The following is a 23921-nucleotide window of genomic DNA, read 5'->3' as shown; positions in this document are numbered from 1 at the left end:
ACATGAGCACAGCCTTTCTTTCCGAGCGCGTGCTCGGCATTGCGCCGTCGCCGAGTGTGGCCGCCAATGCCTTGGTGACTGAACTGCGCGCCCAGGGCCGCGATATCGTCAACTTCACCGTGGGCGAGCCGGACTTCGATACCCCGGCGCATATCCTCCACGCGGCCCGCCTGGCGATGGAGAGCGGCGACACCCATTACACCGCCACCACCGGCACCCTTGCGCTGCGCCAGGCCATTTGCCTGAAACTTGCACGCGACAACGACCTGGCGTATGGCCTGGACGAAGTAGTCGCCGGCTGCGGCGGCAAGCACATCATTTACCACGCGCTGGCCGCCACGCTGAACCGTGGCGATGAGGTCATCGTGCATACGCCGTATTGGGTGTCCTACCCGGACATTGCGCGGCTCAATGACGCCACGCCGGTGATCATTCCCGGCGATGAAAACCAGGGCTTCAAATTGTCGCCCGAGGCGCTGGAACAGGCGATCACCCCGCGCACCAAATGGGTGATTCTCAACAGCCCCAACAACCCCAGCGGCGCGGTGTACAGGGAAGCCGAACTGCTGGCGTTGGCCGAAGTGTTGCGCGCGCATCCGCATGTGCTGGTGATGGCCGATGAGATCTACGAACACTTTGTGTATGGCGATGCCCGCCACGTGCCGCTGACGCGCCTGGCGCCGGACCTGAAGCCGCGCACCCTGATCATCAACGGCGCGTCCAAAGGCTACGCGATGACCGGCTGGCGCTTGGGTTTTGGCGCAGGGCCGGCGTGGTTGATCGCCGCTATTGCCAAGTTGCTGTCGCAAACCACCACCTGCCCCAGCTCCTTGAGCCAGGCCGCTGCGGTGGCGGCCTTTGCCGGTGAGCAGGCGCCCATCACTGCCATGCGCGAGGAATACGTGCGACGCCGTGCACTGATGCTGGACCGCTTGGCGGGCATTCCCGGCTTGAGCGTAACCCCGCCGGACGGCGCGTTCTATGTGTTCGCCAATGTCAGCGGGCTGATGGGCAAGCTCACCCCACAAGGGGAAACCCTGGAGAGCGACACTCAATTGGTGGAGTACTTACTGCGCGATTACGGCCTGGCCACGGTCAGCGGCGCGGCGTACGGCATGTCGCCGTATGTACGCCTGTCCTTCGCAAGCGCGCCAGACGTTATCGAAGAAGGTTGCCGTCGCCTCCAGGACGCGTGCCACGACCTGCGCTGAACCCAACGCTGCACCCGGCGGCCAATGGATGGCCGCTGTTTTGACTGCCTAGAACAACAACTTAAAAATCATTGATCGCAAATGAGGCATTCCCATGCACACGCCCCGCATCGCGCTGGTCTGGCAAATCATGATCGGCTTGCTCGCCGGTATCGCCATTGGTGCCCTGTTGCACCGCTTTCCCGAATCCCGGCCGTGGCTGGTGGACAACATCCTGCAACCGGCGGGCGACGTTTTTATCAAGCTGATGAAAATGATCGTCGTGCCTATCGTGTTTGCCTGCATGGTGGTGGGCATCGCCGGGCACGGTGACGGCAAGGCCCTGGGCCGTATCGGGGTCAAAACCCTGAGCTATTTTTTCTGCATCACCACCCTGGCGATCATTGTCGGGCTGGTGTTGGGCAACCTGCTCAAACCCGGCGCCGGCACTGAACTGGCCAGCCTGCATGCGGCGACTGTCACCCTGCCTACCAGCGGCGGCGGCCACAGCCTGGGGCAGATCATCGTCGGCATCATCCCCGATAACGTAATCAGCGCCATGGCCCAGGGCAGCCTGTTGTCGGTGCTGTTTTTTGCGGTGATGTTCGGCCTTGCGGTGTCGCGCTTGCCCGCAGAACGCAAAGACCCGGTAATTGCGCTGATGCGTGGCGTCTCGGATGCGATGTTCAAACTGACCTCAATGATCATGGCCTACGCGCCCATCGGCGTGTTCGGCATGATCGCCGTCACCGTGGCCAACTTCGGTTTCGGCGCGCTGCTGCCGTTGGCCAAGCTGATCATGGTCAGCTATGTGTCCATCGTGTTTTTCGTGCTGGTGGTGCTCAACCTGATCGCGCGTTTGTGCGGGATCAACCTGTTTGCCTTGATGCGGCATATCAAGGATGAACTGGTGCTGGCCTTCTCCACCGCCAGCTCGGCGGCGGTGATGCCGCAGTTGATGAAAAAGCTCGAAACCTATGGCGTGCCGCCGTCGCTGGTGAGCTTTGTGGTGCCGGTGGGTTACTCGTTCAACCTCGACGGCGCCTCGCTGTTCCTCGGCATCGGCACGTTGTTTGTGGCGCAGTTGTATGGCATCGACCTGAGCCTGTCCGACCAGGCCTTGCTGGTGGTGACCATGGTGGTGACCTCCAAAGGGGCTGCGGGTGTGCCGGGGTTTATGTTTGTGATTCTCTCCGCCACCTTGGGCAGTGCTGGTTTGCCGCTGGAAGGCGTGGCGATTATCGCGGGGGTTTATCGCTTGATGGAAATGCCGACCACCGCGCTGAATGTGTTGGGCAATGCGTTGGCGCCGTTGGTGATTGCCAAGTGGGAGCAGCGTGAGGCCAAACCGGCTTTACAGGTGGATGCCAAGGACTTTCGCACACCTGTATAAGCACCCTTTGCTCAGGGGCAAACACTGTCACCAGTGGCGGTCAGGATGGTCCTGCTCGCCACGGTGAAGGTGTGCGTCCTTGACTGATGGGCGTTGCACGCCCCTTAGAACTTCGCCTGCACGCCCACCCGCACTGTACGCCCTGGCGCAGGCATAAAACTCTGCGCCAGCGGGTCCAGGTAGTAGCGGTCGGTGACGTTCTGCAGCGATACATTCAGGCTCGCGTCCTCCTGCAACTTATAGTTGAGGAACAGATCCACCAGTGCCACTTCGCGGTAGTTCAGTTGCGGCGTGGTGGCGCCGGTTTGCCAAGGCTTGTCGGCGGTGACGGTGGGGCCGCTGGTGTAGGTAATACGTGTGCCGAGCGTGAGGCTTTGGTCAAAGAAGCGCAGGCCGGTGGTCAGGTTGCCGGCAAGCCGGGGTGGGTTCTGGGTGTTGGTGTATGAACCCATGAAGCTGCCCGGCGTGCAGTTCGGGGTGTCGGCGGTTTTCTGGTAGCTGTTGCTGGTGGCGCGCAGTGTGGCGGCGAAGGCCGCGTCGCAGGTTTCGGTTTTCAAGTAGTAGGTGGACGACAGGTCGGCGAACACGCGCCCGGCATCGTAGCGGGCTTGCAACTCCAGGCCGCTGGTCTTGTAGCTGTCGGTGTTGCTGAAACGCATCTGGCCCCAGGTGCCTGGGCTTGGGTCGTAGTAGCGGGTGATGTAGTTCTTGATGGTGTTGTTGAAGTAGGCGAGCTTGATCGCCGCCGCGTCATCCTCGACCAACAGCCCTTTGCGCAACGTGCTGGCGCCGACCTCCCAGTTGCTTGAGCGCTCGGGTTTCAAGCCCTTGCCGGGCAGGGTTTGCAGCACGCCCTGGCTGGTTTCAAACAACGAGGGCATGCGAAACCCCTGGGTGTAGGAGACATACACAAAGGTGTCCGGCAGCACTTCGATATTGATGCCCAGCGCCGGCGAAAATGCCCCGCCGCTGTTGCTGGCCTTACCGGAATAGTCATAGCCGCTCACCACGTCACCGACCTGGGACGGGTAAACCGTCGAATCGATCACGCCAAAGTCGTTGTAGCGCACGCCCTCGAAAGGGAAGTTGGTGTTCTGGAACACGATGCCGTTGTTCAGGCGCGGATCGGTGGCGTTGGTGTACTCGCCGTTCTGGTCCGGGAACCACATCATGTTGCCGGAGTTGTTGCCGTTGTAGACGCGCAGGTAGCGCAGGTCACGCTCCTCGCGCCGTGCGGTGGACCTGGCAATGTGGTCTTTGCTGCGATAGTGGGTATAACGGCCGCCACCCCATAAGGTCAGGCGGTCCACCGGTTTGTATTCGAGTTTGCCATTGAAGCTGTACTCCTGCCGCGAGCCTTCGCGCAGCATGCGGTTGGCGTTGATATCGTGCTGGGTGGTGACCACGCCTTTTTGCGGGCGCAGTTCTTCGAGCTGGAACGAGCTGCCCAAGTCGAGCTTCAGATCGCCGTAGTCGGTCGCCCAGCGTGAGGTATTGGCCAGCCCGCCGCCGATGCGCTGGTTGGCCTGGCGGCTCCAGGCGCGGTCCGAGCGATATGCCTGGGACGCAGGTGCGGCCACCGAGGTGAGCTGGCTGGTTTGGGCGTCGGTCATCCACAGGTCGGCGGTCAGGTCCACCAGCGGGTTGCCCGAGGGCAGGTAGTTGTAGCGAGCGGTGTAGGTGTCGATCCTGGTATGGCCCAGCGGGTACTGATAGATGCCGCCGGTGCCGAAACGAAAGATATCCGACGGCATGATCTCGCCAATGCGCCCGTCATAACGACGATAGCCCAGGTCAAAGGTATGGCCGTCCGCCGGGCGCAGGGTGGTCTTGAGCAGGAACGATTCGGTCTTCGCCGAGGAGTTGAGCACTTCTTCACCGGCGTTGTAGGTGGTGGCGACGCTGGTGTCTTCATCACCCCAACGGTCGTAGGTGCGGTAACGGTCCTGGCCCTTTTTACCGGCAAAATAATTGCCCTGGTTACGCTTGGCGTAGGCCGCCACCACGTCGAAAAACTCATGGGTGTAGGCAAACGCGGCACTGCCGGCTTCGGCCTGCGAGCCGAACAGCCCGCCCCGGCTCTGATGCGGCTCGGCATACAGGTCCTGGGTTTTGGAGTGCGGGTCGCGGGAAGCCGGGGCGACGCCGTTGTTCCAAAAATCGCCCTTGAGGCGCAGGCCGATGTTCTGGCCGTCCTTGAGGATATCGCCAACGCCCAGGGTGCGCATTTTTACCGTGCCGCCAATGGCGCTGGAGGTCAGGCTGGGGCCTTTGTCGATAGTAATGTCGCTGATCAAATCCGGGTCGATGTAACTGCGCTGCTGAGTACCGGCATAACCGCGATACACATCCAGCGCCTGCTGCGAACCGTCCACCGTGACCGCCACGCGGCTCTGGCCCTGGATGCCACGAATGTTTACATCCAGCCCGCCGCCATTGCGGCTGTCGCCGACCTGCACGCCGGGCTGGCCCTTGAGCACATCACCCACCGACACCGCGCCAAAACGTTGCATGTCTTCGCCGGAGATATACACCGACGAACGCGGCGCGCGGTAGACCTCCTCTTCGTCAAGATTTTCGCCCGTCACTTTTTGCGTCGGCAGTTGCACGGCCTCCTGGCCCAGGCGCAACACATAGCCGCCATCGGCCTGGCGCTGATAGTCCAGGCCGGTGCCCGAGAGCACTTGGGCCAGACCGTTCTCCGTGTTGAATTCACCCTGCAGCCCCTGGCTTTTCCTGCCCGCCGTGAGCAGCGAACTGCCCGCCATGCTGATCCCGGCTTCGGCACCAAAGCGCGACAGCACCTGGTCCAGCGGCCCGGCGCTGATGCTGTACGGGCGTTCACCGACGGCCAATACCAGCTCACCGCACAATGGTTGCAGGCCGAGAAACAACAAGCTGAACGTATGACGACGCAAGACACTAACGGGGGAAATCATGCAAGGCTCCTAGGATCGAAAACCACCTGTGCCGGTGGGTAATACCTAAAGGCCAAGCCAGATCGAAAAAACTATCGCGTCGACGAAAAAAAACTTTACGCGGGCACCACCGTCACCCAATAACGGCTTCTTCGCTCGATGCGCACCGGCAAGGTTTTGGCCACCAGGGCCAGCGCGGCATCGGTGTCGTCCAACTGGAAACTGCCGGTGATGCGCAGCGCCGCCACCGCTTCACTGCAACGCAACAAGCCTGGACGATAGCGCGAGAGTTCGGCGAGCAATTGATCCAGGCGCATGCGTTCGGCGGGCAGGATGCCGTGCATCCAGGCCTGGGCCAGCAACAAGTCAACCGGGCTTGGGCGCCCTATCGCGTAGTCTTCAACGCTTATCTGCCAGCCAGCCTGCAACGGCACGGGCGTCGGTTGATGCCGCGCACTCACTTGCACCCGCCCGCGCAAAACCGTCACCTGCGTGCCCTGATGATCGTGGCGCACCAACAGGTTGGCGCCCTGGCTATAAAGCCGCGCGTTCGGGGTTTGCAGTTGCAACGAAGCAGACCCCGCTGGCGTATCAAGTGCCAGCTCGCCCTCGACCAACTGCACGCTGCGTTGGCCTGCGCTCACGTCCAGGTTGACCGCACTGGCGGTGTTCAGCCACAGCGAACTGCCGTCCGCCAAGGTCCAGTGTCGGCGCTCGCCTGTGCGGGTGCGATAACTCGCCAGCGCTGCACGTACCCGCGTGGAGTCCGCACCTTGCCAGGCAACGCCGCCGAGCAGACCCAGCGCCAACAGGCACTTGAGCACCTGACGACGGCGCTGAGGATCGACCCCGGCCGCCTGCAATGCCCGGCGTGCCGTGGCGTCGGCCAACACATTGGCGCCTGGTTGCAACAACAGCGGCAAGCTGCTGACCCGTTGCCAGGCGTACTCATGCGCGGGGTTGGCCTGGCGCCATTGCTGCAAAGCCTGATGGTCGCCAGCATTCATCAAGCCAGACTGTAAGCGCACCAGCCAATCGATGGCACTGTCGCGCACCTGCGGGTCAACCGCCACACTGCTCATTCAAACCGGCTCGCATAGCAGACACTGAAGGCCTTACCCATGGCGCGCTGCACCTGGGCCACCGTCAGGCTTAATTGTTTGGCGATTTGCGGATAGGTCAGGCCATCGAGCTGGGACAAGAAGAAAATCTGCCGCACCCGCGCCGACAAACCGACCAGCAGCGAATCCAGCTGCAACAGCGTTTCGATCATCAGGTGCCGCTCTTCCGGCGAAGGCTCCTCGGCCACCGGCCGCGCTGCCAGTGCTTGCAGATAAGCCCTTTCGATGGCTTGGCGACGCCAGCGGTTGATCAGCAAGCCATTGGCGATCGTGGCCAGAAACGCCATGGGCTGGCGTAATTCACGCACGTCCTCCTGGGAGCGCAACACGCGGATAAAGGTGTCGTGCGCGAGGTCTTCGGCATCGGCCGTATGCCCCAGCCGCCTATGCAACCAGCCTCGGAGCCAGCTGTGGTGATTGGCGTACAGCTGGGCGACGGGCGAGGGGGTGCTGTCGTGCTGCATTTCAGATCCGCATTAATGATAATGCTTCTCATCTTAGAGGCGAGGGGATGGCTTGTATAGAGGGACAAGTTGCGACGATCAGCCAAATTTCAGACAAAAAAAAACCTGCATCTCTGCAGGTTTTCTCTATCTGGCTCCACGACCTGGACTCGAACCAGGGACCCAATGATTAACAGTCATTTGCTCTACCAACTGAGCTATCGCGGAATGCGCCGTATGTTACTGATTAAAAAGAAGAAGTCAAGCGTTGCGCTGCACCTTCCGGGAAATGTCGGATAACCGGTGTTGCCCGCTTACAACGGGCTGGCCATTTCCTTGGCCAGATCCAGCCACGCACGCGCCGCCGGCGGCAGGTGTGCGCTGGCCCGCCAGGCCAAGGCGATGTGCCAATCCGTGTGCAGTTCATCCAACGCAATCAAGGCGATACCCGCGTGTTGATGTTTGAGCGCGAGCATGCGCGGCAGGAAGGCGACGCCCAGCCCGGCCGCCACCAGGTCAACGATAAAATCGATTTGCCCGCTGCGCGCGGTCACTCGGGGCGTGACGCCTTTGCGTTCACAGGCGGCGAGGATCTTGGCGTTCAGGGCAAAGCCGGCTTCGAACAAAATGAACGGTGAATCGGCCAGGTCGGTGAAGTCGATGCGTTTGCGCTTGGCCAGTGGGTGGCTGATGGGCAGTACTGCCATCAGCGGTTCATTGCGCACGGGCTGGTAGTCGAAGGCTTCGTCCACCGGCAACAGCAGCGCGGCGAGGTCGACCTCCCCTGCTTCCAGGCATTCGCGCAGTTTTTTGCTGCCGTATTCGGTGAGTTCGATTTCGATCTCCGGGTAGCGGCTGCGGTATGCCGCGAACATCGCCGCAAACAGCACGCCGCAGCCCACCGGCGGCAGGCCGATGCGCAGCACGCCGCGCTTGAGGCCGCGCAGGTCGTTGATCTCGGCCACCAGGTCGTTGTGCTCGGTGAGCAACACCAGCGCGCGGCGGTAGGCGATTTCGCCGGCGGCCGTGAGCTCGTTGCGATGCCCCAGGCGGTTGAGCAGCGGCGTGCCGAGTTCGTCCTCGAGGGTCTTGACCGCCTTGCTCACGGTGGATTGGGTCAGGGCCACCACCTCAGCGGCCTGGGAGAAACCGCCCTGGCGCACCACTTCGACAAAGGCCCGCACGGTTCTCAGGTTCATCGGTATTCCTATAGCGACTGGGGATTAGTAATAAAAGTTGTTTTTATCATGCCAGCTTTTTGCTTATGGTGGTGCAACCCAGCTCTGTGGAGAACCCGTTCATGATCATCTCGTCCGCCGCCGACTACCGTGCAGCCGCCAAACGCAAGCTGCCGCGCTTTCTGTTCGATTACATCGACGGCGGCGCCTACGCCGAACACACCCTGCGCGCCAACAGTTCGGACCTGGCCGAGATCAGCCTGCGCCAGCGCATCCTGCGCAATGTCGACAACCTGAGCCTCAAGACCACGCTGTTCGGCCAGGAGCTGGCCATGCCGGTTATTCTCAGCCCCGTGGGCCTGACCGGCATGTATGCGCGACGGGGTGAAGTGCAGGCGGCCAAGGCAGCAGCCAACAAGGGCATTCCGTTTTGCCTGTCGACGGTGTCGGTGTGCCCGATTGAAGAGGTGGCGTCGCAAAGCCCGCAGTCGATCTGGTTCCAGCTCTACGTGCTCAAGGACCGTGGCTTTATGCGCAATGCGTTGGAGCGCGCCCAGGCGGCGGGTGTGACCACGCTGGTGTTTACCGTCGATATGCCGACACCCGGCGCGCGTTACCGTGATGCGCATTCGGGCATGTCCGGGCCGTACGCGGCGCAGCGCCGGATGCTGCAGGCCGTATGCAAGCCGCAATGGGCCTTTGATGTGGGCTTGATGGGCCGCCCACACGACCTGGGCAATATCTCCAAGTACCTCGGCAAGCCCACCCATCTGGAAGACTACATTGGTTGGTTGGCGAACAATTTTGACCCATCGATCAGCTGGAAAGACCTGGAGTGGATCCGTGAGTTCTGGAAAGGCCCGATGATCATCAAGGGCATCCTCGACCCCCAGGACGCCAAGGACGCGGTGAGTTTCGGTGCCGATGGCATCGTGGTCTCCAACCACGGCGGGCGCCAACTGGATGGCGTGCTGTCGACCGCCAAAGCCTTGCCACCGATTGCCGAGGCCGTGGGCGATGACCTGACCGTGCTGGTGGACTCCGGCATTCGCTCCGGGCTTGACGTGGTGCGCATGCTCGCCCTGGGCGCCAAGGGTTGCTTGCTGGGTCGCTCGACGGTCTACGCGCTGGCCGCCGCCGGCCAGTCCGGGGTGGAAAACCTGCTGGATATCTTCGCCAAGGAGATGCGCGTGGCCATGACCTTGACCGGCGTCACCTCGATCGACCAGATCGACCACAGCACCTTGGTTCAAACAGCCAAATAACTGACGTCACTGCACAGCGACTGTTTTAGTATTTTTAAAACAGTCGTTGATTTATAAGGCATTTTTAAAAGTTAAACAAAGTGGCATGAATCTCGCTCTAACCCCTTTCAAGCAGGTTAAGCGATGACAAGACGTGTGGCAGGGCCCAGGGGTTATAACCCATGGCAAAGCGGTTTAAACTGTTTCCAATGTTTTACGGAACTGAAGGAACAGTAAGACGCTTGGCATTTGCCGCTCTCGTGCAGCCTGTAAGACAGTTAAGTGCTTAGAGGCCGTCAGCTTATGAAATCACCGACCCAGACCAACGCAATTGACTTCGACAGTGCCAAATTGCAACGCCTGGGGTTTGGTCAGCCTTCCCTGCTTCCACGTCGTCCCACCACACTTGCGCAACTTCGCCAGCAACTGAACCAGCAATTGCAGACCAGCCTTGAGCCGGAGCGCATCCTCGCGCTGTTCTTTCGCGAAGTTCAGCGCCTGGTGCCGTTGGACGCGCTGCAATATCGCCATGAGGCCAGCGACTTGCGCCTGGAGTTTGGCCATCGTGGGCACCACTCGGTGAGCTACACCTTGAGCCATGAAGGCGAGCATCTGGGCGAGTTGATATTCCGGCGCAACCAACGCTTGCTGGACGATGAACTGGCGCAGCTTGAGTCTTTGCTGTCGACCTTGCTGTACCCGATGCGTAACGCCCTGCTCTACCGCGCGGCCACCCGCAGTGCCCTGCGTGACCCGCTGACCGAAACCGGCAACCGCATTGCAATGGACCAGACGCTGCAACGGGAAATCGACATGGCGCGGCGGCACCTGAGCCCGCTGTCCTTGTTGATGCTGGACATTGACCACTTCAAGAAAATCAACGACACCCACGGCCATGCGGCGGGCGACATCGTATTGCGCGCAGTCGCTGACTCGATCAAAAGCCAGTTGCGCAATGTGGACATGGTGTTTCGGTTTGGCGGGGAAGAGTTTTTGATCCTGCTGTCGAACACCGGCCGGGACGCGGCAGGTATGGTCGGCGAACGCCTGCGTCGGGCGGCAGAGGCTCAGGACTATTGGGCGGACGGTAAGCGGATTGAACTGACGGTGAGCCTGGGTTGTTCGACCCTGTTGGCTGCCGAGTCGGCCGAAAGCCTGTTACGGCGGGCCGACAACGCCCTGTACGTGGCCAAGCGCGAAGGTCGCAACCGCTTGGCAATGGCGGGGTAAAACCCCGCCATCACGCTTACATCACGCCTCGCTGGCGACACGAACCTGACGTTCGCGAACGGCTGCTGGCGCCTTTGCTTTTTCGTTCTCCAACCGCATGCAACTTTCCAAAAACAGGTACATGTAGTCGTAGCTCTTGCACACCGCTTGACGCAGTTCTACCTGCAGGGCTTTGCTTGGGTTCATCCCAGCCAGCGTGCAGATGATTTCCAGCGCTTCCCAAGGGTGGGCGTCGTCGTATTGCGCGTGCATCTTCAACCACTTCATGGCGCGCTTGCGGTCTTCTTCAGGAAAGGCGGCCGCATACACACCGGTCGAGCACACCACGGCGGACCACTCCCCGGTCGCCCCCTCGATCGCGTAGTTGGTCGCGGCAATCGCCACGATCAACGAATCGGCCGAGCTGGTGTGCCAGCACCAGTGACTCAGTGCGTGCAACTCCGGTGGTACGTTCTGCGCTTGCAACTCTTCCAGGCTTACCCCGTGGGCACGCGCCCAGTGCACCCAATAGTCGGCGTGGTTGAGTTCCACGCGAATATTGCGCATCAGCCACCGGCGCGCCATATCCTCCCCAGGATGACGGGCAAACTTGGTCTTGGTGAGGTTCTGTGCCATGTACAAGGCAAACTGTTCAACCACTGGCCAGCCACCGATAAGGTAGTGGCGCATGGTCTTGGCGCTGAGCGTGTTGTCACGCATGCGCTGGTACAGTTCGTGTTCGACAACGCGGCGCTTGCTCTCGCTACAGTCCAGGATCAATTGTTGCGCCCAGGCTGGGTAACTCGAGGCTTCCATAAGCGGGCCGGTTCGGTTGAAGGTGTCGATCACTGTAGGGCTCCTTTTCTAATGTGATTGTACAGACCGTCGGATGCTTCAGCGGAATGTGCCGGGCGCCTTGAACAACAGTGGCTGCGGCCGCACGGGTCGGCACTGCAGACTATCAAAGGTAAACAATTGCGGACGTTCGATCAGGTATCCCTGAGCATAATCCACACCGATCTCAAGTAAAGCCTGTTCGATCAGCGGTGTTTCAACAAATTCGGCAATTGTGCGCTTACCCATGACATGGCCGATGTGGTTGATCACTTCGACCATGGCACGGTTAATCGGGTCGTCCAGCATATCCTTTACGAAACTCCCGTCGATCTTCAGGAAGTCTACAGGCAAATGTTTAAGATAGGCGAACGAGGACATTCCGGCACAAAAGTCATCGAGTGAAAAATGGCAACCTAAGGCCTTGAGTTCATTAATAAAACGGATTGCACTACCCAAATTGGCAATAGCACTGGTCTCTGTTATTTCAAAACAAATCATTTCCGGCGGAATGCTGTAAGCCTCGAATTTCTCACGTAAAAATCCGAGAAAATCATCATCTCCGATAGTTATGCCTGACAGATTAATCGCACACATAGCCATAGGACGGCCCGCACGCTCTTGCATACAACCGGCAATAATCTTAAATACGTTTTCCACCACCCAACGATCCAGCGAAGTCATCAGACCGTAACGTTCGGCAGCCGGAATAAAACTGTCCGGCAGGATGATCCGGCCTGCCTCGTCGTGCAGGCGCAGGAGGATCTCAATATGGCCATTGCCGCCATCGGTGTGGCCCAGTGGTGAGATTTCCTGGGAGTAGAGGCAAAAACGATCTTCCTCCAGGGCCATGTGCAGGCGCTGCACCCAGGCCATTTCGCCAAAGCGCAGGGACAATTCCGAGTCATCGGCATGGTAGACCTGCACCCGGTTGCGGCCCTTTTCCTTGGCCATATAGCAGGCCATGTCGGCGGCGCGCAGCGAGGTTTCCAGGGTGGTCGGCGATTGCGAGATATGCACCAGGCCAATGCTCACGGTGGTCATGAACGGCCGGCCCTTCCACACAAAGTGCAGGCTTTGCACGGTATGGCGCAGGCTTTCGGCGATCTTTTCGGCCACCGCTGCCGGGCAGTTCTCCAACAGAATGCCGAACTCGTCGCCGCCCAGGCGCGCCAGGGTGTCACCTTCGCGCAGGTCCGATTGCAGCAACGCGCAAATATGCCGCAGCAATTCATCGCCCGCCGCATGCCCGCAGGTGTCGTTGACCAGCTTGAACTGGTCGAGGTCGAGGAACATCAAGGCATGCCGCCCGCTCTGCTGGCGCGCTACCTGTTGCAGCACTTGCTCCAGCCGGAACTCGAATTCGCGGCGGTTGGCCAGGCCCGTCAAGGCATCGTGGGTCGCCTGCCACGACAGGTTGGCGATGTACTGGCGCTCCTGGGTCATGTCGTGCAACACCAGCACCGCGCCACTGACCTTGCCGCCACTGCGAATCGGCGCACCTACCAGCGTGACTGACACCGTGCTGCCGTCCACGCGCTGGATCAGCTTGGAATGCTCGCTGCCGCCACTGAGTTCGCCCTTGATGATGTGCTCGATCAGGGCGAAGCCATCGGGCTCGGCATTCTCATCCAGCAGGTTGAACAACGCCGCCAGCGGCAACCCCTGGGCCTGGGCGGTCTTCCAATGGGTCAGCGCCTCGGCGGCCGGGTTCATGTAGGCAATGGCGCCGTCGACATCCGTGGTAATCACCCCGTCACCAATCGACTCCAGGGTGATCTGCGCCCGCTCCTTCTCGGCTTGCAACGCAGTGGCGAAGGCGTGGCGCTGGGTCAGCAGCTTGTGGGTACGCATCAGCGCCAGCACGATCAAGCCCAGCGCAGTGGCCAGGTTGGTGATCAGCAACAGGCGCAGGATCATCCGCGAACCTTCGCCCAAGGCATCACTGAAGGCCTTGGCGGCGGGCGTCACGCCGTCGTTGATGGCGATGATGCGCGTCTTCCAGTCAGCAATGTCGCCAGGGCTGACCTGATTGCTGCGGATCGCGCGGTGCATCGCCTGGGCCAGGTCATCGAGTTGCACCAGGTAGCCATCGCCCACGGTCCACAACTCGATGGCTTTTTCCAGGTAGCTGAAATGACGAAAGTTGAGGTACAGCCAGATCAGGCTGGACACGTCATCGGGGTGGTTGCCGCCCTTGAGTATGCCCAGGCGCGCGGCCGCAAGGTCAGGCGCGGGATGGTCCAGCGCCACCCGCAACTCATGGCCGCCCTGGGGCACGGCGATGGCTTGCTGGTATTTGAGGAAGGTCGCTTCGTCGCGGTTATCGGCGTAAAGGGTCAGGTAGTAGATGGCATCTTTCTGGCCCTTGGACCACAAGCTCTCGCCTGCCACGTAGCCGCGCACCGCCGACAGCATGTAAAGGCTGACGCAGCCCAGCAATGCCTGGAACAGCACGACGGCGATAAAAGGCCAGACAATGCCCAGCAACCGCGGCCTGCTTAACGTCACTCCGAGAGTACGCTTTTGCTTCATGAGGTCCCTTGCACATGCACTGCTTGATACGCACGCGAAAATCCGCTCTCGATAGCTCAGCTAAATCAACGCACTTGTTGCAGATGCCCATAGAGTTTGGCGTACAACCCTCCATCGGCAATCAACTGCTGATGGTCGCCATCTTCGGCGATATGCCCACCATCAAACACCAGTACCCGGTCTGCCTGTTTCACTGCAGATAGCCTGTGGGCGATGATCAGTGTAGTACGCCCACTGAGAAACCGCGCCAGCGCCTGGTGCAGGTTGTACTCGGTAGCGGCGTCCAGGGCCGAGGTGGCCTCGTCGAGTATCACCACTTTTGGCTCGGCCAGCACCATGCGCGCGATGGCCAGGCGTTGGCGCTGCCCGCCGGAAAAACGCACACCCGAGCGTCCCACCACACTGTCCAGGCCCAACGGCAGTGCCTTGACGGTAGCATCCAACTGGGCGATTTCCAGTGCCTGCCAACAGGCTTGGTCACTGCGGGCACGGCCCATGGTCAGGTTGGCGCGCACGGTGTCGTTGAACAGCGCCGGGTGTTGCAGCACCACCGCGACGTTCTCGCGAATGGTCGCCAGGCCGATTTCCTGCTGGGTGGCACCACCAAAACGAATACTGCCAGCCTGTGGCGTATAGAGCCCGAGCAGCAGTTGCACCAGGGTACTTTTGCCGCCGCCGCTGGCACCCACGATCGCGACCTTCTCGCCCGGTGCGATGGTCAGGTTCAGTTGGTCAAGCACCAGCTCTTCGCCATAGCCGAAGTTGAGGCCACGCACCTCGATACCGACAGTTTCACGCCCGGTGAACGGGTCTTCGCCGCCGGCATATTGCGGCTCGTCGGCGCGTGCCAGCAGCTCGTTGATACGCGTGAGCGCACCACCCGCCGCGTAGTAGGCGTATTGCAGGTTCAGCAGTTGTTCCACCGGGCCGATCATGAACCACAAGTAACTGAACACCGCGAGCATCTGGCCGATGGACAGGTCGGAAAACAACACGGTGAGCATCGCTGCCGCGCGGAAGATGTCGATGCCGAACTGGAACAACAAGCCGCTGGCGCGGCTGGAGGCGTCGGTTTTCCATTGCGAGTGGATCGCGTAGTCACGCACTTCCTGGGCGCGCTGGCCCAGGCGCCCAAGGAAAAAGCCCTGACGGTTGCCGGCGCGCACTTCCTGGATGGCGTCCAGGGTTTCGGTGAGCGCCTGGGTGAAGCGCGAGGTGCTGTCGTTCTCCAGCTTCTTCAGGTGTTTGACGCGTTTGCCCAACTGCACCGTGGCATAGATCACCAAGGGGTTGAACAGCAGGATCAACAGCGCCAGCTGCCAATGCATCCACACCAGGATCGCCGAGGTGCCCACCAGCGTGAGCATCGCTACCAGGAAGCGGCTGAGGGTTTCGCCGACAAACTTGTCCAGCGTGTCCAGGTCGGTGACCAGATGGGTGGTCACCGTGCCACTGCCCAGGCTTTCGTATTCGCCCAGGGAGATCCGCTTGAGCCGTTCGATCAGGCGCACGCGGATACGGTACACAATATCCTTGGCCAGCCGCGCGAACAGCCGCGCCTGCACCACGTTGAACACCAGCGCGCCGCAGCGCAGGCACAAGGTCACCAACAGCATCAGGCCGATATAACCGACGGCCTTCTGCCACCCCAGTGGCAACGCGTGGTTCATCACCTTGAGGGCTGCATCACCGTGGCCCAGCAGCACTTCGTCGACCAGCAACGGCAACAGCAAAGGGATAGGCACGCTGCACAGGGTCGCCAATACGGCAACGCCATTGGCGATCCACAGGGATTTTTTGTGACGCAGGGCCAGGCGGCGAATTTCCGCCCAGGTCAGTCGGTCGATGCGTTTGGACTCATCCGGCACAGGTGGCTCGCTCCAGCCATCGGGCGAGCAAAGGCGACAGCTCGGACAACGGCTGATAGCCGTTGGTCAGCAACGCCAGCTGGCCATTACGCTCGGCCAGCAAAGTCGGGAAACCGGCAATGCCCAGGTCCTGCACCCAGGTAAAGTCGGCCGCCGTTGCTGCATGTTGCTCGGCGCGGTCGAACGCACCGGCAAACTCGATGCGCGGAATACCGGCCTGCTCGGCCAGCTCCACCAGCACGCTGGCGAGGGTTACATCGCGGCCTTCGACATAAAACGCACGCTGGATCAGCCCCAGCAGGGTCCAGGCACAATCCGGCGCCAGGCTGCGCGCGGTGACGATGGCGCGGCATGCAGGCTCGGTGTCATAGACAAAACCGTCGGGCAACGCACCTTCGCGCTTGAACGGCTGGCCGGTGGCGTCGGTGACGGCCTGCCAGTGCTCAAGGATATAGCGCCGCGTGGTCGGCTCCAGCGCCGCGCCGCTGCCGGTGCGCAAACCGCCCACCACCAGGTGTACATCCACGCCGGCCGCCTGGGCCTGCTCAACCAGCGCCTGCGCCACCGGGGCAAAGCCCCAGCACCAGGAACACATCGGGTCCATCACATAGAGCAGGCGCGCGGGCATGGGTCAGGCCTCGGAAGGGGTTTGCTTATAGTTGAAGCCAATCGGGTGCGGCATGTTGCGGGCCTTGGCCAGCTCGATCTGCTTTTGTCGGTCGATGGCACTGCGACGGGTCTTCTCCGGCAGCTTATCCCAGCAATGCGGGCAACTGATGCCAGCCACATAGTGCTCGGACGCGCGGTCTTCTACGCTGACCGGTGTACGACAGGCATGACATTGATCGTAGTCGCCTTCGCTCAGGTCGTGGCGCACGGTCACGCGATTGTCGAACACAAAACAGTCGCCCTGCCATTTGGTCTCCGCCTGCGGTACTTCTTCGAGGTACTTCAGGATGCCGCCTTTAAGGTGGTAAACCTCGTCGAAGCCTTCGCTGAGCATATAGCTGGAAGCTTTCTCGCAACGAATGCCGCCGGTGCAGAACATGGCGACTTTCTTGTGCTTGGCCGGGTCGAAGTTGGCTTTGATGTAGTCGGGAAATTCGCGAAAACTGGTGGTTTTCGGGTCGATTGCGCCCTCAAAGGTGCCGATCGACACTTCGTAGTCGTTGCGCGTGTCGATCAACAGGACTTCAGGGTCATTGATCAGTGCGTTCCAGTCCTGCGGCTCGACGTAGGTGCCGACTTTTTTGTTCGGGTCGATGCCTTCGACGCCCAGGGTCACGATCTCTTTCTTGAGCTTGACCTTGGTGCGGTAGAACGGCTGGTCGTCGCAGTACGACTCTTTGTGGTCGATGTCGTCCATGCGTGGGTCGTTCTTCAGCCAGGCCATCAGGCCATCAATGCCTTCGCGGCTGCCGGAAACGGTGCCGTTGATGCCTTCTTCGGCGATCAGCAAGGTGCCTTTGATGCCGTTGTCGACCATTGCCTGCAGCAGTGGCTCGCGCAGGGCGACGTAGTCTTCGAGGGTGACGAACTTATACAGTGCCGCCACGACGATGGGTTGAGTCATGGGTGTTCTCTCCAGGTGGCTACCCTCGTAAGGGGTGAACCGGATGCAAAAAAAACGCGCCGGCTATGCGGCGCGTTGCGGATTCTAACAAATGCCGGGTGTCAGAGACACCTGATCATTAGTCATGCCCGCCGGCGCAGGTCGGCGAGGCCGGGGCTGCGTCGATTTTCGCCCATTCTTCGGGCGTGTAGGTATGCAGCGCCAACGCATGAAATTCGCTCATCAGGTCACCCAGGGTGGCGTAGACCGTCTGGTGGCGCTTGACGCGGTTGAGCCCCTCGAACTGCGGGCTGACCAGCACGGCCTTGAAGTGGGTCTGCAACCCACGGCTGTGCATATGGCTTTCATCCAGCACGTTCAAGTGTTGCGGGCTCAGGGCGGCAAGCGCCGTTTCGATACGCTGTTGCATGGTCATTCCTGCTTACTTCTTCTTGGCCGGTGCGGCGGCTTTTGGCGCCAGCTCGTTGGTCATGTCTTCCAGCAGTTTGTTCACCACCGGCACGGCGCTTTCCAGCTTGGCCTGGGTCATCTGGGCCGATTGCTGGGTCAGTTGCGGCATTTTTTCCAGGACTTTCTTGCCCAGTGGCGACTGGTAGAAGGCTACCAGATCCTTGAGCTCGGATTCGCTGAAGTTGGTGGTGTAGAGCTTGACCATGTCCGGCTTCAGCTTCGGCCAGCCGATGGCTTGGTCCAGAGCGGCGTTGGCCTTGGCCTGGTAGCTGTCCAGTACGGACTGCTTGGCGGCAGGTGCCTTGGTTTGTTCGAAACGCTGGGCAAACATTTGCTGCACTTGCATGTACACCGGGGTACCCAGCTTGTCAGCGTGGGCCAGGGTAAGGAAGGCTTCGGCACTGGCGTTATGGCTGGCGGTATCGGCAAAAACCTGGCCGCTGGCGCAAACCAGAGCAACCGCGGTACAGATGGCACGAAGACGAGTCATCGAGTTTCCTTTCTAGCAGGCGAGGTAAAACCCCAAGGGCGACCATTCTGCGCCTAAAAAACGACATGTCTCAACCCCAGCGCTCTTCGCTCCTACATTCGCGGTGGATTAATCCGATGAAAAGTCTTTTAGGGAACCCCCAACGCCAACCACAGCCTAAACTGCGCAAACGAACCTGAAGGAGTGTGCCCGATGAGCCGTATCGAAACCGACAGCCTGGGAGAAGTCAGCGTCCCGGATGACGCTTACTGGGGTGCGCAGACCCAACGCTCACTGGTGAATTTCGCCATCGGCGAGCAACGCATGCCCCTGGCGGTATTGCACGCCCTGGCCCTGATCAAGAAAGCCGCGGCACGGGTCAATGACCGCAACGGCGACCTGCCCGCCGATATCGCCCGCCTGATCGAACAGGCCGCCGACGAGGTGCTCGACGGCCAGCACGACGACCAGTTTCCACTGGTGGTATGGCAGACCGGCAGCGGCACCCAAAGCAATATGAACGCCAATGAAGTGATCGCCGGCCGCGCCAACGAGCTGTCGGGCAAGACCCGTGGCGGCAAAAGCCCGGTACACCCTAACGATCATGTGAACCGCTCACAAAGCTCTAACGATTGCTTCCCTACGGCCATGAGCATTGCGGCGGTGCAGGCGGTCCATCAACGCCTGTTACCGGCGATCGCCACGCTTTCCGGCGGTTTGGCGGAGTTGGCCGCACGCCATATGAAGCTGGTGAAAACCGGCCGTACCCATATGATGGACGCCACGCCAATCACCTTCGGCCAGGAAGTCTCGGCCTTTATCGCCCAACTCGACTACGCCGAGCGCGCCATCCGCAGCGCCCTGCCCGCCGTGTGCGAGTTGGCCCAGGGCGGCACCGCCGTGGGCACCGGGCTAAATTCGCCGCATGGCTTTGGTGAGGCAATTGCTTCGGAGCTGGCCGCCTTGTCCGGCTTGCCGTTCGTCACCGCCCCAAACAAGTTCGCCGCCCTCTCCGGCCACGAGCCACTGGTGACTTTGCACGGTGCACTGAAAACCCTGGCGGTGGCGCTGATGAAGCTCGCCAACGACCTGCGTCTGTTGGGCTCTGGCCCACGCGCCGGGTTGGCCGAGGTCAAGTTGCCGGCCAACGAACCGGGCAGCTCGATCATGCCCGGCAAGGTCAACCCGACCCAGTGCGAAGCGCTGTCGATGCTGGCCTGCCAGGTACTGGGCAATGACGTGACTATCGGTATCGCCGCCAGCCAGGGTCACCTGCAACTGAACGTGTACAAGCCGGTGATCATCCACAACCTGCTCGAATCGATCCGCCTGTTGGCCGATGGCTGCAACAACTTCCAGGAGCACTGCATCGCAGGCCTTGAGCCGGATGCCGAGCAAATGGCCGAGCACCTGGAGCGCGGCTTGATGCTGGTAACGGCGCTCAACCCGCATATCGGCTACGACAAGTCGGCGCAGATTGCCAAGAAGGCGTATGCCGAAGGCTTGACGCTACGCCAGGCCGCGGTGGATCTGGGCTACCTGACTGATGAAGAGTTCGATCAGTGGGTGCGCCCGGAAAACATGCTCGAAGCCGGACATTAAGCAGCCGATAAAACAACATAACAGCGTAGCCCACTGTCAGTTCTCACAGTTACGCCCGCCAGCCACCGAAGGTTTAATGCACTGAACCTCAAGGCTGGCGGTACTCGTGATGAAACGCAGAAACTTGTTCTTCTACGCCGCCCTGCTGGCGGTCTGCCTGATCGGGCCAATGGCTATCTATACCGCCAACCAGCCGACCCTGCAGCCTTTCCCGGTGATTATGCGCCCCATTGCGGTGTCTCCTGCCAGGCACGAACTGGTGATTCTCTATTCCGGCGACAGAGGCTGGGAGGCATTGGAAAAGGCCGTAAGCCACAACCTGAACCAGCGCGGTTATGGTGTGCTGGGCATCAGTACGCTGGCGTATTTCTGGCATGAACAACCCCTCGCGGACTCGGCCGCACAGCTGGACGCACTGATCACGGCTTACCGCAAGGAGTGGGATGTGCCACGGGTATGGCTGATTGGCTACTCTTTCGGCGCCAACGTCCTGCCTGCGATCATCAACCGGCTCACACCGCAAAACCGTGCACGCATCTCGCAACTGACCCTGCTGGACCCCACAGAAGATGTGTTCCTGGAAATTGAACTGGGTGACGACATGCGTGTGGGCTGGTTCAACCGTGTCAGCCAGACCTGGCGACACGCGCGCCGGCCGGTCATCCACCATGATCCACTGCCGGCCTTGTTTGAGTTGAAAGGACAAATGCCGGTCAACTGCTTCCACTCCACGGAAAATGCAGACGGCCTGTGCAGCCAGCCGTCACGTCCCGAGTGGGTCACCTCAACCTGGATCGACGCCAGCCATACCTTCAATCGCGATTACGACGGTTTGACCCAACGCCTTATCGAACAGCATCCAAACGCACCCGCCGGGCCTTGAGCCCGGCCAGCAGCGATGGCGCCAGCGCCACGGTCGCCGAGCCCAGTACCACCACCAATGCCCCGGCATACCCCACGGCATTGATCTGTTCAGCCTGCACATAGTCCGGCCACAGCCATGCCGCCAAAGCCACCGCCACAAAGGTCACCAGCGGCGTCAGCGCCAAGGTTGCGCTCACTCGCGACGCCTCCCAATGCGCCAGCGCCTCGGCAAATGCACCATAAGCCACCAGCGTGTTCATGCAGCACGCGAGCAGCAACCAGCCTTGCAGCGGACTCAATTGCAACGCCTCAAGCGGATGCGCCCAGGGCGTGAGCAACAGCGCGCACGAGAGGTAGATCACCATCATCACCTGCAACGAATTCCACACGGTCAGCAATTGCTTTTGGCCCAGGGCGTAGAACACCCAGATGGTGGTAGCCAACAGAATCGTCAACACGCCCGCCGTGTAAGTGCCCATGGAGGTCAGCAGCTCAGCCAGGCGCTGGTTGAAGAACAGACCAAAGCCCAGGATCAGCACCACCAGCCCCACGCCCTGCCCCAGGCTGAAACGCTCCTTGAACACGAACACACTGGCGATCATCAAAAAGATCGGCCCCATCTGCACCACCAGCTGTGCAGTCCCGGGGCTGAGCATTTTCAGGCCGACCAGGTACAACACATAGTTGCCCACCAGCCCGCACACGGCCATCGCCACCAGCCAGCCGCCCTTGGGGCCAAGCACCTTGCGACTTGGCAAGCGTTTGCTCAGCGCCAGGTAGATAAACAGACAGCTACCCGCTACCACCAGGCGAAACCAGGTGACGGTGACCGGGTCCATCACCTGCAACACTTGTTTGAGCTTGATCGGCAGAATGCCCCAGAGCAGCGCGGTCAGCAGGGTCAGGAGAAAACCATAGACCCAGCGGCCCGAAGAAATGTGCATGTGTGCCCCAAAAAACCAGAGGTGGAGGAGCGGGCATTCTAGGGTGATGCACGGTGCTTTGGGTATCGATGATTTTGTGTGTCAGGGCACTCCCATCACCAGCACACCGCTGCCACTTATAGCCCCGGCCGCCGGGAAGGGGCCATTGCGCCGCACCAGCGAAAACGTCACATCGTCGCCGCCCATGCTGTTGGTAATACGGGTGAGGAACGAGCCATTTACCGGCACAGCAGTACCCAAATGCACCATCGCCGTTCCCACGTCCGGGTTACTCATCATCAGCAGACGCGAGTCGAATCCGGAGCGGGTGCCTTTGTAGGTAATGGTAATCGGCGTGTTAATGCCGCCGTCCGGGCACGAGTAGGTGAGCCTACGGTTGCTGACGATGGAGGATGTGAGCGGGTCGGTGCCGATTGCGCGCTGATTCACAGTGCCGAAGTTGATCTCGATCGGGTTGTTATTGTTGATCGTGCAGGTAGAGGGGGAGACGGTAAAGTTATTAGCGGCGATGTAGGTGACGCTGAGCTGCGGTCGGCTGCCGTCGTAGTTGTTCGAACTGGTAAGGCGCAACAGACCCAGGTTGTCGCCGATGCGAACATCGAACGGATTGGACGGATAGTTACGCATCAAAATATAGGGGGTGATATCGATCGGGTAGCTTCTCAGGTCGTCCGGCATCGTCGCTGCACGCACTCCATTTTGGACAGGCGTATTGAAAAAACCACCGTTGATACGCAGGCCAGTCCGTTCGCCGCTGAACTTCGGGCCCGGGGTCCAGGCGCTCCCTGACGCATTGCCGGTGGCCCAGTAGTCCGCCCACCAGGACGGGCTCTGCCCCCCTGGGGAAAACCTGCATTCAAGCCGCGCGCCTTCCAACGTGATCCTCGTACGATCTGCGGCCAGAACAACCGTAACCGGAACCTGCAAATTGGGATTGCCCGTTTGCCAAGCCCCACCATTAACACGGCAATCGACGGCTTGCGCGGTCGTTGCAACTCCCGTCAGCGCGAGAAGCGCTGCGGTTCTATAAAGTCGTTGCATGTTGATCTCTCTTAGTTCTTTCACCCGAGGGCCGCCTTCAGCCTTAGCCTTGCGCGTGAATCAGGGCACGCCCATCACCAGCACGCCACTGCCGCTTATGGCACCTGCGGCCGGTAAGGAGCCATTGCGCCGCACCAGCGAAAACGTCACATCGTCGCCGCCCACGCTGTTGGTGATGCGGGTGAGGAATGAACCGTTTACCGGCACCGCGGTTCCCGCGCGCACCATGGCCGTACCCACATCCGGATTACTCATCATCAGCAGGCGCGCGTCGAAGCCTGTTCGGGAGCCTTTGTAGGTAATGGTGATCGGCGTGTTGATCCCACCATCCGGGCATGAGTAGGTGAGCCTGCGGTTGCTGACGATGGTCGATGTGAGTGGGTCGGTGCCGATTGCGCGCTGGTGCACGGTGCCGAAGTTGATTTCGATCGGGTTGTTATTGTTGATCGTGCAGGTGGACGGGGAGACGGTAAAGTTGTTGGCAGCAGTGTAGGTGACGGTAAGCTGCGGCCGGGTGCCGTCGTAGTTGTTCGAACTGGTAAGGCGCAACAGCCCCAGGTTGTCGCCGATGCGAACATCGAACGGATTGGACGGGTAGTTACGCAGCAAAATATAGGGTGTGACATCGATCGGGTAAAAGACCCCGTTGTTGGGGATGTTCGCGATCCCGATGCCGGACGGCACCGGTGTATTTCGGAACACACCATTGATGCGCAAACCGGTGCCTTCGCCGGCAAATTTTGGGCCTGGAGTCCAGGCCGTGCCTGCGGCGCTCCCACTGGTCCAGAAGTCCGTATGCCAAGCGGGGCCGCCGCTATAGGTAAACCGACATTCCAGCCTTGCCCCTTCGAGCATGAGCCTCGTGCGATCTGCAGCCAAGGTGACCGTGACCGGCACCTGCAGGTTGGGGTTGCCATTTTGCCAAGGCCCGCCGTTAACACGGCAATCAACGGCTTGCGCGGTCGTCGCAACACCCGTCAGGGCGAGAAGCGCGAAGGCTCCCAAAAGTGCTTTCATTTTGATCTCTCTTGCTCTTGCCTATCCA

General features: G+C 60.6%; 20 protein-coding genes and 1 tRNA gene. 6 read left to right on the top strand and 15 right to left on the bottom strand.

The genetic code is table 11. The annotated features are described in order from the left end of the window. Positions 1-2 precede the first annotated feature (2 nt). Together FFI16_RS06515 and FFI16_RS06510 are read left to right on the top strand one after the other, a co-directional pair. On the top strand, positions 3-1211 hold the full coding sequence (locus tag FFI16_RS06515) for a pyridoxal phosphate-dependent aminotransferase (RefSeq protein WP_138814587.1): 1209 nt from the start codon (positions 3-5) through the stop codon (positions 1209-1211). A 94-nt stretch (positions 1212-1305) separates the two neighbouring features. Next, on the top strand, positions 1306-2583 hold the full coding sequence (locus FFI16_RS06510; protein ID WP_138814586.1) for a cation:dicarboxylate symporter family transporter: 1278 nt from the start codon (positions 1306-1308) through the stop codon (positions 2581-2583). 104 nt (positions 2584-2687) lie between these two features. On the opposite strand, the gene FFI16_RS06505 is transcribed toward FFI16_RS06510, so the two are convergent. The 5 genes from FFI16_RS06505 to FFI16_RS06485 form a co-directional block, all read right to left on the bottom strand. Next, a complete protein-coding gene (locus FFI16_RS06505; RefSeq protein WP_138814585.1) occupies positions 2688-5522 on the bottom strand; it encodes a TonB-dependent receptor in 2835 nt (944 codons plus the stop codon). Between the two features lie 95 nt (positions 5523-5617). Continuing rightward, on the bottom strand, positions 5618-6583 hold the full coding sequence (locus FFI16_RS06500) for a FecR domain-containing protein (RefSeq protein WP_138814584.1): 966 nt from the start codon (positions 6581-6583) through the stop codon (positions 5618-5620). After that, on the bottom strand, positions 6580-7086 hold the full coding sequence (locus FFI16_RS06495) for a sigma-70 family RNA polymerase sigma factor (RefSeq protein WP_138814583.1): 507 nt from the start codon (positions 7084-7086) through the stop codon (positions 6580-6582). Before FFI16_RS06495 ends, FFI16_RS06500 begins: the two co-directional genes overlap by 4 nt. A 131-nt stretch (positions 7087-7217) precedes the next feature. Further along, positions 7218-7293: transfer RNA gene (locus FFI16_RS06490), tRNA-Asn, on the bottom strand. Positions 7294-7379: 86 nt separating this feature from the next. Continuing rightward, the gene (locus FFI16_RS06485) at positions 7380-8264 is read right to left on the bottom strand and encodes a LysR family transcriptional regulator (RefSeq protein WP_138814582.1); all 885 of its coding nucleotides are present in this window, start codon (positions 8262-8264) and stop codon (positions 7380-7382) included. A 101-nt stretch (positions 8265-8365) separates the two neighbouring features. Between FFI16_RS06485 and lldD the strand changes: the two genes are divergently transcribed. Beyond that, complete coding sequence (gene lldD / locus FFI16_RS06480) at positions 8366-9508, top strand: FMN-dependent L-lactate dehydrogenase LldD (protein ID WP_017137790.1); 1143 nt, start codon at positions 8366-8368, stop codon at positions 9506-9508. A gap of 282 nt (positions 9509-9790) precedes the next feature. Next, positions 9791-10717, top strand: a complete 927-nt coding sequence (locus tag FFI16_RS06475; protein ID WP_017137791.1) for a GGDEF domain-containing protein — start codon at positions 9791-9793, stop codon at positions 10715-10717. A gap of 21 nt (positions 10718-10738) precedes the next feature. Here the strand turns inward: FFI16_RS06475 and FFI16_RS06470 are convergent, their stop codons facing one another. The 7 genes from FFI16_RS06470 to FFI16_RS06440 all read right to left on the bottom strand — a co-directional run bounded on the left by FFI16_RS06470 (position 10739) and on the right by FFI16_RS06440 (position 18446). Further along, complete coding sequence (locus FFI16_RS06470; protein ID WP_207160917.1) at positions 10739-11512, bottom strand: TenA family transcriptional regulator; 774 nt, start codon at positions 11510-11512, stop codon at positions 10739-10741. Positions 11513-11590: 78 nt separating this feature from the next. Next, positions 11591-14065: an EAL domain-containing protein gene (locus FFI16_RS06465; RefSeq protein WP_138814580.1), complete on the bottom strand. Its 2475-nt coding sequence runs from the start codon at positions 14063-14065 to the stop codon at positions 11591-11593. A 65-nt stretch (positions 14066-14130) separates the two neighbouring features. Next, the gene (locus FFI16_RS06460) at positions 14131-15933 is read right to left on the bottom strand and encodes an ABC transporter ATP-binding protein (protein WP_138814579.1); all 1803 of its coding nucleotides are present in this window, start codon (positions 15931-15933) and stop codon (positions 14131-14133) included. Next, the gene (locus tag FFI16_RS06455) at positions 15923-16528 is read right to left on the bottom strand and encodes a DsbA family protein (RefSeq protein ID WP_177034541.1); all 606 of its coding nucleotides are present in this window, start codon (positions 16526-16528) and stop codon (positions 15923-15925) included. Before FFI16_RS06455 ends, FFI16_RS06460 begins: the two co-directional genes overlap by 11 nt. A gap of 36 nt (positions 16529-16564) precedes the next feature. Next, complete coding sequence (locus FFI16_RS06450) at positions 16565-17506, bottom strand: rhodanese-related sulfurtransferase (RefSeq protein ID WP_138814578.1); 942 nt, start codon at positions 17504-17506, stop codon at positions 16565-16567. Between the two features lie 118 nt (positions 17507-17624). Further along, positions 17625-17921, bottom strand: a complete 297-nt coding sequence (locus FFI16_RS06445) for a BolA family transcriptional regulator (protein WP_138814577.1) — start codon at positions 17919-17921, stop codon at positions 17625-17627. A gap of 6 nt (positions 17922-17927) precedes the next feature. Continuing rightward, positions 17928-18446, bottom strand: a complete 519-nt coding sequence (locus FFI16_RS06440; RefSeq protein ID WP_003175221.1) for a DUF2059 domain-containing protein — start codon at positions 18444-18446, stop codon at positions 17928-17930. A 192-nt stretch (positions 18447-18638) separates the two neighbouring features. Between FFI16_RS06440 and FFI16_RS06435 the strand changes: the two genes are divergently transcribed. Together FFI16_RS06435 and FFI16_RS06430 are read left to right on the top strand one after the other, a co-directional pair. Then, positions 18639-20027, top strand: a complete 1389-nt coding sequence (locus FFI16_RS06435; protein WP_138814576.1) for a class II fumarate hydratase — start codon at positions 18639-18641, stop codon at positions 20025-20027. A gap of 109 nt (positions 20028-20136) precedes the next feature. Beyond that, complete coding sequence (locus FFI16_RS06430) at positions 20137-20910, top strand: AcvB/VirJ family lysyl-phosphatidylglycerol hydrolase (protein ID WP_138814575.1); 774 nt, start codon at positions 20137-20139, stop codon at positions 20908-20910. Here the strand turns inward: FFI16_RS06430 and FFI16_RS06425 are convergent. From FFI16_RS06425 to FFI16_RS06415, 3 genes are all read right to left on the bottom strand, one after another. Next, on the bottom strand, positions 20873-21835 hold the full coding sequence (locus FFI16_RS06425) for a DMT family transporter (protein WP_138814574.1): 963 nt from the start codon (positions 21833-21835) through the stop codon (positions 20873-20875). The two genes, FFI16_RS06430 and FFI16_RS06425, sit on opposite strands and share 38 nt — an antisense overlap. 81 nt (positions 21836-21916) lie before the next feature. Further along, entirely contained in the window at positions 21917-22876 is a 960-nt protein-coding gene (locus tag FFI16_RS06420) for a fimbrial protein (protein WP_138814573.1), read from the bottom strand. A 60-nt stretch (positions 22877-22936) separates the two neighbouring features. Beyond that, a complete protein-coding gene (locus tag FFI16_RS06415; protein ID WP_138814572.1) occupies positions 22937-23893 on the bottom strand; it encodes a fimbrial protein in 957 nt (318 codons plus the stop codon). Positions 23894-23921 lie beyond the last annotated feature (28 nt).

Origin of the sequence: Pseudomonas sp. KBS0710, assembly GCF_005938045.2 — a bacterium.
GTDB lineage: Bacteria > Pseudomonadota > Gammaproteobacteria > Pseudomonadales > Pseudomonadaceae > Aquipseudomonas.
The sequence above is the reverse complement of the archived record's forward strand: the minus strand, read 5'-3'. Positions and strand labels throughout refer to the sequence as shown.